The sequence below is a fragment of the Devosia geojensis genome (genome assembly GCF_000969415.1).
GTDB lineage: Bacteria > Pseudomonadota > Alphaproteobacteria > Rhizobiales > Devosiaceae > Devosia > Devosia geojensis.
Window position 1 is genome coordinate 1 of the sequence record NZ_JZEX01000148.1, and the last position, 10319, is coordinate 10319.

The window sequence follows — 10319 nt, forward strand, 5'->3', positions numbered from 1 at the left end:
GGCTTACCCCCACCCCTAATCCCTCCCCTCAAGGGGGAGGGGGACGATCACCCGACGTTCCGATGAAGTTCCAAGTTTGCAAGGACCAAAAAATCATGACCTTCTTTTCCGACACCTGGGTCGTCTTCACGCGGGCCATGAAGCTGTCGTTGCGCGAGCCGCTGTGGGTCGTCATCGGCATCACCCAGCCCATCCTCTATCTCACCCTCTTCGGGCCGCTGCTGGAGCAGGTGGCGAGCGCGCCGGGCTTTCCGCCGGGCGATGCGTGGGTGGTGTTCGTGCCGGGGCTCTTGGTGCAGCTCGGCATCTTCGGCGGGCTCTTCGTCGGCTTCGGCATCATCACCGAATGGCGTGCCGGAGTGATCGACCGAATGATGGTGACGCCGGCGAGCCGCACCGCGCTCATCACCGGGCGAGTGCTGCGCGACGTGGTCGTGCTGATCGTGCAGGCCGTCATCCTCATCGCCTGCGCCTATCTCTTCGGCCTCAGGGTCCCGTTCTGGGCGGTGGCAGTGGGGCTCGTCCTCATCGGGCTCCTCGGGGCGGCGTTCTCCTACCTTTCCTACGCGTTCGGGCTCATCACCAAGAACGAGGATGCGTTCGCGCCACTGGTCAACTCGCTGGCCCTGCCGGTGCTGCTGCTCTCGGGCATCCTGCTGCCCATGAGCCTGGCGCCCCAGTGGCTGCAGGTGCTCTCCAACATCAATCCGTTCAAGCATGTGGTCGATGCGCTGCGCGCGATCTTCCGCGGCGAGATCGGAACGCCCGAGGCTCTGTTCGGATTGGCGCTTGCAGTGGTGCTGGTGGCGCTCGGCGCCTGGTTCGGCAACCGGGTTTTCGAAGGGCAGACGAGGTAGGGGCCAGTCGTGCTCCCCTCCCCCTTGAGGGGAGGGTTGGGGGTGAGGATCCATCGGTGGCCTACACAACCACGCCCACCCTCATTCCCTCCCCTCAAGGGGGAGGGAGGCGAAGGAACCGCCGTTTCAGATAAAGCCTGATATGGTCCAGTGACCCGGCGTCGGCCGGGCAAGGACTCCTACCGCGCCGCCGACGTGGCGTGGGCTCACGGACACCCCTCACCCGCCCTTCGGACATCCTCTCCCACGAGGGAGAAGGAAGGTGCGCGCCTCTAAAGTTCGGCCTCGGCGAATATCCGGGTGAGGTCGCCGGCCCATTCGCCGCGGTATTTCTTCAGCCAGTATTCGGCGCGGGTCTCGTCGCGCTGGATGATCTCCTCCAGGGGGGCGAGGTAGATGCTTTCGTCCTCGCCCTTCTCGTTGAGGACATTGCGGCGGGCGAGGCCGGCGCTGGCGATGCCGACGATCTCGCGGGCGGCGTCCTTGACGTCGCCGAAGCGCAGGATGTCGCCGGGCCAGGCGGTGCGCAGCGCCGTCCTGGGCACCTCCTCGCGCAGCTTCTGGCGCTCCTCGGCGGTCCATTCGGCGACGAGCTCGGAGGCGACGTCGAGCGCCACGTCGTCGTAGAGGAGCCCGGTCCAGAGCGCGGAAAGCGCGGTGACCGAGGCCTCATCGCCCATGTCGGCGCCGCGCATCTCGAGAAACTGCTTCAAGCGCACTTCCGGAAAGAGCGTCGAGAGGTGGTTCTCCCAGTCCTTGAGCGTCGGCTTGTCGCCGGGAAGCTGGGGAAGCTTGCCCTCGAGGAAATCGCGGAAGCTCTCGCCGGCGACATTGACGTACTTGCCGTCGCGGATGACGAAGTACATCGGCACGTCGAGCGCGTAGTCGGCATAGCGCTCGAAGCCGAAGCCGTCCTCGAAGACGAAGGGCAGCATGCCGGTGCGGTCGGCATCGGTATTGAGCCAGATGTGCGAGCGGAAGGAGAGATAGCCGCTCTCCTTGCCGTCGACGAAGGGCGAGTTGGCGAAGAGCGCGGTGACGACCGGCTGCAGGGCGAGGGAGACGCGCAGCTTCTTGACCATGTCGGCTTCCGAGGAGAAATCGACATTGGTCTGGACGGTGGCCGAGCGGAACATCATCGAGGTGCCGAGCGTGCCGGTCTTGCCCATATAGGGCGCCATGATCGCATAGCGGGACTTGGGCATGGCCGGCATGTCGGCGACCGACCAGAGGGGCGTGACGCCCAAGCCCAGGAAATGGATATCGAGGGCGGAACCGACCTTCTTCGACACGCGCATATGTTCGGCCGTCTCGGCGGCGGTGCCGTGGAGGTCCTTCTGGGGGGCCCCGGACAATTCGAACTGACCGCCGGGCTCGAGCGAGATGCCCCCGGCAATCTCGTCGTTGCGCATGCCGATGGGATGCTCGCGATCGTAGAAATAGTGCCAGCCGGTCTCCGCACGCACGCCTTCGAGGAGCGCAGCGATGCCGTCCGGACCACCATAGGCGACGGGGCGCAGCGGATCGGTGTGGAAGACGTGCTTCTCGTGCTCGGTGCCGATGCGCCACTCCTCCCGCGGCTTTGAGCCCCGCGCCATGACCTCGATGAGATCGGCGCGCGATTCGATGGGCGGGGAGATGGGGTCGGCACCAGCCATGAAGACCTCTGGAACAGGCGAATGTTGGTCGGCTGCGCTTGCGGGAAACGCATCCGCAGAATTGGCCCGGAACATATCGGCTGGCGAAGCCGCGTCAATCGCCTTTTATCGCCAATCGCCGATGATAGCCTGAATGACCGCAAGCGCGGCGACGGCGGCGGTATCGGCGCGCAGGATCCTCGGGCCCAAACTGACCGGCACGACGAAGGGTTGCGCGTGGAGGAGCGTCCGCTCCTCGTCGGAAAAGCCGCCTTCCGGGCCGACGAGGAGGCCGACGGGCTCGCCGGCGAGCGCCCGGATCGCCTCGAGGGGGCTGGCGGAGGCTTCGCCCTCGTCGGCGAAGACCAGGCGGCGATCACCTTCCCGGGCGGGCCAATCGGCAATGAGGCGCTCCAGCGTCGTTTCAGGCCTGACCTCGGGCACCGTCAGCACCTCGCACTGCTCGGCCGCCTCGATGACATTGGCGACGAGCTTGTCGTGCTTCAGGCGCGAGACCTGGGTGTAGCGGGTGAGGACCGGCTGGATGACCCCTGCCCCCATCTCGGTCGCCTTCTGCACCACGTAGTCGAGCCGCTCGGTCTTCAGGGGCGCAAAGCCGTACCAGAGGTCGGAAGGCGGCGTTTGCGGGGCGATCCGCTCGACGGTTTCGAGGGTCACGGCCCTCTTGGAATCGCCGGTCAAGCGCGCGAGCCAGGCGCCGTCGCGCCCGTTGAACAGCACTACCTCGTCGCCGACGGTCTTGCGCAGCACCGCCGCGAGGTAGAGCGACTGGTCCTTGCCGAGAGTCAGCATCGCGCCGGCGGAAAGGTCCGGCTCGACATGGAGGCGCTGGAGGGAGGCGTGGGTGCGGGGCATGGAGTTCTGTTGGCAGCGGGAGTTTGGCGCACTTTAGGACCAGGAGGTGCAGTCTGCGCAAGGGGTTGACAGCCTGGACGGTGCAGCGATTTCGCATCCATCACAAGGTCATCCCCGCGAAAGCGGGGACCTCCGTTTAGGGCAGAGAAACAGAGGTTCCCGCTTTCGCGGGAATGACCCGGTGGACGTTGCTGCGGCTCGGCCCAAGAGAGAGTGAGGCGGTTGACCGCTTCCGCCGCGATGACATCCGGGATAGAACGACGGCCATGTCGAATCCTAGCTCCTCCACTCCCGGTTCCGTTGCCGACGCGCAGCGCGGCAACTGGGTCGATTCCCATGCGCCGGACTGGCTGAAGCCCTATGCGCGGCTGGCGCGCTGGGATCGGCCGATCGGCATCTGGCTGCTGTTCTGGCCGTGCGCCTTCTCGCTGGCGCTGGCGGCGGTAGCTGATCCAGCGCGCGGGTTCGACTGGGTAGCGCTGATCCTGATGTTCGTCGGCTCGGTGCTGATGCGCGGGGCCGGATGCACGTTCAACGACATCGTCGACCGCGACATCGACATGAAGGTGGCGCGCACGCGCCTGCGCCCGATCCCCTCGGGACAGGTGACGACGCGCAATGCCGCGCTCTTCCTCATCGCGCAGGCGCTTGCCGGCTTCCTGGTGCTCATCCAGTTCAACCTCTTCACCATTCTCATCGGTATCGCCTCGCTGGCGCTGGTGGCGATCTATCCGTTCATGAAGCGGGTGACCTGGTGGCCGCAGCTTTTCCTCGGGCTCGCATTCTCCTGGGGCGCACTCGTCGGCTGGAGCTCGCAGACGGGAGGCCTCAGCCTCGCGCCGCTGCTGCTCTATATCGGCACGATCTTCTGGACGATCGGCTACGACACCATCTATGCGCTGCAGGACATCGAGGACGATGCGCTCATCGGCGTCAAATCGACGGCGCGGCTGTTCGGGGATCGGGTAAAGCCCATCGTCGGGGGCTTCTATGCGGCTACGATCGCCTGCTGGCTGGCGGCGGGGCTCGTCGCGGGGGGCGGCTGGGTGACGGCCGCGGGCCTGGCGTTGATCGCGGCGATGTTTGCCTGGCAGGTGGTGACGGTCGACGCCAAGGCGCCCGACAATCCGTTTGTGCGGTTCTACTCCAATCGCTGGGTGGGGCTGGCGCTGGCGGCGACGCTGCTGGTGGAGTGGCTGGTTTGACCGACACGCCCGCGCCGGCCCTGCCCGTCATCAACATGTTCTGGACGGGCGAACGGCTCCATCCGTTTGCGCGGCTGTCGATGGTTTCGTATCTCGCGGCAGGCCATCGGGTGCATCTGCATTGCTATGAGACGGTGAAGGATGTGCCGGAGGGCATCGCTCTCGTCGATGCGGCAGAAACGGTCGAGGAAGCCTACGCGACATCGCTGCTCGGCGGGCGGCGCGGCGCGCCGGCGATGCTGGCCGACTATTTCCGCCTGCAGTTGCAAGCCGGAGGCAAGGGCATCTGGTCGGACGCCGACATGGTCTGCGTCAAGCCCGTCCGGCTCGATGCCGGACAGCCGCTATTCGGGAGGCAGGATGCCAAGACGCTCAACAATGCCCTCCTCTACCTGCCGGCGGAGTCGCCCATCATCGCCGACATCCTTGCCGGCTTCGCGCCCAACGTCATTCCGAGCTGGCTCAACTTCAATCGGAAGCGCCAATTGTGGATGAAGCGGCTCATCGGGCAGAGGTTCGGGCCGACCGACCACTACTGGGGCACGTTCGGCCCCCAGGCGCTGACGGCGCTTGCCAGGAAACACGGCGTCTTCCACCAGGCCGCGCCCGTCGAGGTGTTCTACCCCTACGACCACACCCGGGCGCGCGAGGTCTTCGAACCGGATACGGACATCGCGCAGTTCGTGACGGACGAGACGCTCTGCTTCCACCTGTGGAACGAGAAGCTCAGGGACATTCGCAACGAGCGGCCGGCATCGACATCGGCGATCGGCCGGCTGTTGGCGCGTTACGGGCTCTGAACGCTAACAAGAAAAGCCGGCCGCACCACCGGCGGCTTTGCGTGCTTTGGAGGCTAATAGGGGTTATTCGGCGCCGCCCTGGGTGCCGGGCTTGCGGCGGTTGAGGAAGCGGGGGCGGCGGTTGGCGTCGGCGGGGAGCTTGCGGCGCGCGGTGCGCTGACCGACCATGACGCCGTCGACCTGCTGGGAATACGGCAGATAGGTGCCGTCACCGGCCTTGATCAGCAGCGGCAGGCGGAGCTTCTTGCCCCAGTTCTGCCACTCGGCGACGACGTTGTGGTTGCCCATCTCCTCGAAGACGCGATAGTTGAGCTCGGCGTCGGAATGGACGAGCTCGATGGTGGAACGCAGCACGCCCTCTTCCGAGATGCTGGTGGCAACGGCGACGCCGACGAACTCGTCGATCGGCACCTTGACCTTGATGGCGACGCCGCTTTTCTCGAGGGTCTTGCGCACGGTGACCGTCTTGACCGGCTCGCGCGGGCCGTTGTCGTTGGCGGCCACGAACCGGCGGTTCGGCACCTCGGGTTTTGCAAAGGCAAGGACGACGGCTGCGCCTTCGATGTCAACGCCACGGACCATGGGATACCTTCCTGTCAACTTCCGAGAGCTTCGGTTGGCCGTGCTCTCTTTTATGGCTCCATCCTAGCGCCCGCCCTTACCGCCCGGCTTAAGAAGTTCGGTTAAGTTTAGGTTGTTTTGCGGGAGGGTTAGCGGGTTCTCACCTGCTGTAAGGGGCGATTAACGCCACCGGCTGGCAGGACGTTAACCAGCGTGGGACCGGGAGCCCTCCAGCCCGCGCACGCTCATGCGATCGGCGGGTAGCGGGCCTTGCCGGGCGGGGCCGCAACGCCTAAAAGCTCGACGAACATGAGCCTTCCCGCAACGAGCCACGAACAGGACCTGGAACTGCTGCGCACGAGCGCGGTGGCCGCCGGGATCATCGCCAGCGGCTACTTCCGCCGCGCGGTCAAGGCCTGGGAGAAGGAGAACGCCTCGCCCGTCAGCGAAGCCGACATCATCGTCGACAAATTCCTGATGACGACGCTGATGGCGGCGCGCCCCGGATACGGATGGCTGAGCGAGGAAACCGTCGACACGCCCGACCGGCTGGGGCGGCAGCGCACGTTCGTTGTCGACCCCATCGACGGCACGCGCGGCTTCATCCGCGGGGAGGACAGCTGGACGGTGTCGCTGGCGGTGATCGAGGACGGGGCGCCCGTCGCCGGCGTCGTCTATGCGCCGGCGCGTGACGAGATGTACGACGCCTATCAGGGCGGTGGAGCGCGCCTCAACGGCCGCCCTCTGCGGCGCAGCCGGCGGTCCGGATCGCTGCCGCTGATCCCGGCGCCGGGGGCCGTGCACCAGGAGATGCAGGCGGCCGGGCTCGACTATAAGCGGGGGCCCGCCTATCCCTCCCTCGCCTACCGGCTGGTGCAGGTGGCGACCGGCAGGCTCGATGCGGCGGTGGCGCGGCGCGGCGCCCTGGACTGGGATATTGCCGCGGCCGCGATCATCCTCGCCGAAACCGGCATCGCATTCGAGGACGTCTGCGCCGGGCCGCCGCGTTTCAACAAGGCTGAGTTGCGCCACGGGGCGCTTGCGGCGCTCGCCGACATGAGCCTAAAACCGATCGTGCATGCGGCGCTGATCAAGGTCTATGGCTGCCCGGCCGAGGCCGATCTGCCGCATCTTTCCATCTCGTGACCGGAACCGACGCCATGGCCAGCCAAGAACCGCAAAAGCAACTGCTGCATCTCGTCATCGGAGGGGAACTGTCCGATCTTTCGGGCGTGACCTTCGCCAACCTCAACGATGTGGATATCGTGGGCGTCTACCCCAACTACGCGGCCGCCTACGACGTGTGGAAACAGAAGGCGCAGCAGACGGTCGACAGCGCGCAGACGCGCTATTTCATCGTGCACCTGCACCGGCTGCTCGACCCGGAAGAGAACTAGGCGGCCATCTCGGACTGCGGCCACTTCTCCCCACAAGGGGGAGAAGACAGGCGTGCTTATTCAGCCAACGCCTCGACGATGGTGCGCAGGGCTCCCGGCCCTCCGATGCGCTCGCGTCCGATCTCGGCGAGGCGATGGCGTTCGCCTTCGTCGGCCAGCAGGCGCTTCAGCGCGCCGGCGATGGCGTCCGGCTCCGGCGGCACCACGGTGCGGGCGGCATCGAACAGCTTCTGCTCGTCGCGGAAGCGGGAGCGGCGATCGCGCGCATTGATGAAGGTGATGGCCGGACAGCCTGTGCCCAGCGCCTGGACGGTGGCGGTGCCGGCCTGCGAGAGCACCAGATCGGAAACGGCGAGCAGGTTGCCCATCGCGGCGCCGCGCGCCATGTGGACGGTCAGGCGCCCGTCGGTCAATTCGCCGAGGTCGGCGCTCTCGGTCGAGAGCATGGCGGTGCGGCCGAGCTTGGCCTCACGTGCGAGGTTCTCGACATCGATGCCGCCGGCGACGGCGAGGAAGATATCGGGCAGCAATTCATCCGGCAGCGCGCGCAGCGCCGCGATCTGCAGGGCGAAGCTTTCGGCGGTCAGGGCGCGGCTGCCCGGCAGGAGCGTCACGCCTAAGGGCCGGCGGCGGCGGGCGCGCGCGTCGTATTCGGCAAAGGGGATGGTGTCCATCATCACATTGCCGGCGCAGCGCGCATCGACCCCGACGTCGACGAGCATATCGGCCAGGTTCTCGGCGCGGCAGAAGACGGTCTTGCAGGTGCGCCTGATCGCCCATTTCTCGGCGCGCGAATAGAGGCGCGCCGCGCCCGTCTTGTAGACGTCGATGTAAAAAAGGTTGCGGTGCCCGGTCATGAAGCCGGCGAGCACGCCGACCATGTCGCCGACGACGACCACCTCGTCATACTGCCCGCGGATGCGGCTCAAGAACGAGAGCGCCGGCGGGATGGTCCGCAAGCCTCCCTTGGCGATGTCGCGGCGGATGGAGCCGCGCACGTTCCGCCAGCCTTCCGACGCGAGGCTCGCGCGCGGGCCGACGGTGGGGCAGACGTCGGCATAGGCATTGCCCGAGCCGATCATCGGATAGGCCTCGGCAACGATATGGCGGGGAAGCGAGCGGATCAGCGCGGCGGAAATCCAGTCCTCGCCGTGCCCGTTGGAAACGAAGAGGAACCGGCGGCGGCCGGACGCCTGGGCCACGGGCCTAGTTCCCTAGGCCGTAACGCCGGTAGGCCTCGTTGGCCGTCTCGATGTCGGCATAAGCCTCCTGACGGTCGACGTTCCAGTAGGAGAGCTCGTCGAGCGGGATGGGGCGGCCGGTGATGGCGCAACGCACGAAACTGCCGGGGCGCAGGACCACATAGTCGGCATCCAGATAGCGCAGCTGCGCCTCGGCGGGGGTGAACCCCTTGTCGAAAATGTTCATTGCCATGACTTTCCTGGTACGCGGCACGCTTCTGCTAACGGTGGATATAGCGTCCCCTGCCCGATCTCAAAAGAGGCTTTCCTGACTATCGTTGTCCGATTGTAACTTCTGCCGGCGGCGGGGCCGCGCCGGCGCGCCGGAGACGGTAGCGCCCACGTCGCCGTCGGAGAACTGGATATCGATCATGTCGCCCGGATTGAGCGCGGCACGGCCGGAGACGACGGCGCCGTCGGAACGGCGGACGACGGCATAGCCGCGCGCGAGCACGTTCTCGTAACTGAGGGACGACATGAGCTTGTCGAGCCCGGTCAGGCGCTGCGACCGGCTCTCGATGATGCGGGCAATGGCGGGGTCGAGCCGGCGGGCGGCGTAGTCGAGGCGGGTGCGCAGCTCGCGGACCTCGCGCTCAAGAACGCGCGGACTGAGACGCGGCGCGATGCGGGCGAGCGTGATGGCCTTGGCCTGGCTGGTATGGCGCAATGCCGTCAGGAGGTTGGCCCCGGCATGATCGAGCCGTTGGCGCTGGGGCGCGACGAGGTCGGCGGGGCGCGGCAGGCCGGCGCTCGCGGCGCGCATCCGGTCCCGTAGGTTCGAGGCGATGCGGCGCGCCCCGTTGCGCTGGCGCAACCCCAAATCCTCGACATAGCCGATGAGCTCGCTCCTGACCGGCACGGCCGCCTCGGCGGCGGCGGTGGGGGTGGGTGCGCGCATGTCGGCGACGTAATCTATGAGGGTGGTGTCGGTCTCGTGGCCGACGGCCGAGATCAGAGGGATCCCGCTCGCGGCGACCGCGCGCACCACGATCTCCTCGTTGAAGCTCCAGAGATCCTCGATGGAGCCGCCGCCGCGCGCGACGATGAGGAGGTCCGGACGCGGGATCGGTCCGTCCGGCGTAAAGGCGTTGAAGCCCTCGATGGCGGCGACGACCTCGGCGGCGCTGGTCTCGCCCTGGACGCGCACCGGCCAGACGATGACGTGGCTGGGGAAACGGTCGGCAAGGCGGTGCAGGATGTCGCGGATGACGGCGCCGGTCGGCGAGGTGACGACGCCGATGACGCGCGGCAGATAGGGCAGCGGCCTCTTGCGCTCGCGCGCGAAGAGGCCTTCGGCGGCGAGCTTCTTGCGCCGCTCCTCCAACAGGGCCATCAGCGCGCCGGCGCCGGCGGGCTCCAGGTTCTCGATGACGATCTGGTATTTCGACGAGCGCGGAAAGGTGGTGAGCCGCCCGGTGGCGATGACCTCCAGCCCCTCCTGCGGCTTGAAGGCGAGGCGGGCAAAGCTCGTCTTCCAGACGACCGCGTCGATCGAGGCGTTCTCGTCCTTCAGGGTGAAGTAGGCGTGGCCGGAGGCGTGCTGGCCGCGGAAACCGGAAATCTCGCCGCGCACGCGCACATAGCCGAAGTTTTCCTCGACGGTGCGCCGGACCGCCTGGGCGATTTCGGAGACGGTGAACTCGGCGGCGTTGGTGAGGAGATCGGTCATGGTCCAACTCGTGCGCCAGAAGCGCGGTGTGCGTCAAGGCGGCGGGGAGAAAGCTCCACACACGGCAATATGATGG

General features: G+C 66.9%; 11 protein-coding genes. 5 read left to right on the forward strand and 6 right to left on the reverse strand.

Translation table 11 applies throughout. From position 1 onward, the window contains the following. The first annotated feature begins 95 nt into the window (after positions 1–95). Entirely contained in the window at positions 96–857 is a 762-nt protein-coding gene (locus VE25_RS17775) for an ABC transporter permease (RefSeq protein ID WP_046110016.1), read from the forward strand. Positions 858–1129: 272 nt separating this feature from the next. On the opposite strand, the gene VE25_RS17780 is transcribed toward VE25_RS17775, so the two are convergent. Then, positions 1130–2515 (reverse strand): glutamate--cysteine ligase, encoded by a 1386-nt coding sequence (locus VE25_RS17780; RefSeq protein WP_046110006.1) that lies wholly within the window; start codon positions 2513–2515, stop codon positions 1130–1132. 105 nt (positions 2516–2620) lie between these two features. Further along, positions 2621–3370, reverse strand: coding sequence for a 16S rRNA (uracil(1498)-N(3))-methyltransferase (locus VE25_RS17785; protein WP_046110007.1), 750 nt, complete (start codon positions 3368–3370; stop codon positions 2621–2623). A 266-nt stretch (positions 3371–3636) separates the two neighbouring features. Here VE25_RS17785 and ubiA point away from each other — a divergent pair, with 266 nt between their 5' ends. Together ubiA and VE25_RS17795 are read left to right on the forward strand one after the other, a co-directional pair. Further along, on the forward strand, positions 3637–4575 hold the full coding sequence (gene ubiA / locus VE25_RS17790; RefSeq protein ID WP_046110008.1) for a 4-hydroxybenzoate octaprenyltransferase: 939 nt from the start codon (positions 3637–3639) through the stop codon (positions 4573–4575). After that, positions 4572–5375 carry a hypothetical protein gene (locus VE25_RS17795; RefSeq protein ID WP_046110009.1) on the forward strand — a complete coding sequence of 268 codons (804 nt, stop codon included), beginning with the start codon at positions 4572–4574 and terminating at the stop codon, positions 5373–5375. The genes ubiA and VE25_RS17795 overlap by 4 nt, the downstream gene beginning before the upstream one ends. Before the next feature lie 63 nt (positions 5376–5438). On the opposite strand, the gene VE25_RS17800 is transcribed toward VE25_RS17795, so the two are convergent. Next, positions 5439–5957, reverse strand: coding sequence for a DUF6101 family protein (locus tag VE25_RS17800; RefSeq protein WP_046110010.1), 519 nt, complete (start codon positions 5955–5957; stop codon positions 5439–5441). Positions 5958–6245: 288 nt separating this feature from the next. Between VE25_RS17800 and VE25_RS17805 the strand changes: the two genes are divergently transcribed. Both VE25_RS17805 and VE25_RS17810 read left to right on the forward strand, forming a co-directional pair. Next, positions 6246–7082: a 3'(2'),5'-bisphosphate nucleotidase CysQ gene (locus VE25_RS17805; protein WP_046110011.1), complete on the forward strand. Its 837-nt coding sequence runs from the start codon at positions 6246–6248 to the stop codon at positions 7080–7082. A gap of 14 nt (positions 7083–7096) precedes the next feature. Then, positions 7097–7333, forward strand: a complete 237-nt coding sequence (locus VE25_RS17810; protein WP_046110012.1) for a DUF4170 domain-containing protein — start codon at positions 7097–7099, stop codon at positions 7331–7333. 56 nt (positions 7334–7389) lie between these two features. Here VE25_RS17810 and VE25_RS17815 read toward each other — a convergent pair whose 3' ends face one another. From VE25_RS17815 to xseA, 3 genes are all read right to left on the reverse strand, one after another. Then, positions 7390–8535: a glycosyltransferase family protein gene (locus tag VE25_RS17815; RefSeq protein WP_046110013.1), complete on the reverse strand. Its 1146-nt coding sequence runs from the start codon at positions 8533–8535 to the stop codon at positions 7390–7392. A 4-nt stretch (positions 8536–8539) separates the two neighbouring features. Further along, positions 8540–8761, reverse strand: a complete 222-nt coding sequence (locus VE25_RS17820; protein WP_046110014.1) for a DUF2093 domain-containing protein — start codon at positions 8759–8761, stop codon at positions 8540–8542. 66 nt (positions 8762–8827) lie between these two features. After that, positions 8828–10243 carry an exodeoxyribonuclease VII large subunit gene (gene xseA, locus VE25_RS17825; RefSeq protein WP_046110015.1) on the reverse strand — a complete coding sequence of 472 codons (1416 nt, stop codon included), beginning with the start codon at positions 10241–10243 and terminating at the stop codon, positions 8828–8830. Between the last annotated feature and the right edge of the window lie 76 nt (positions 10244–10319).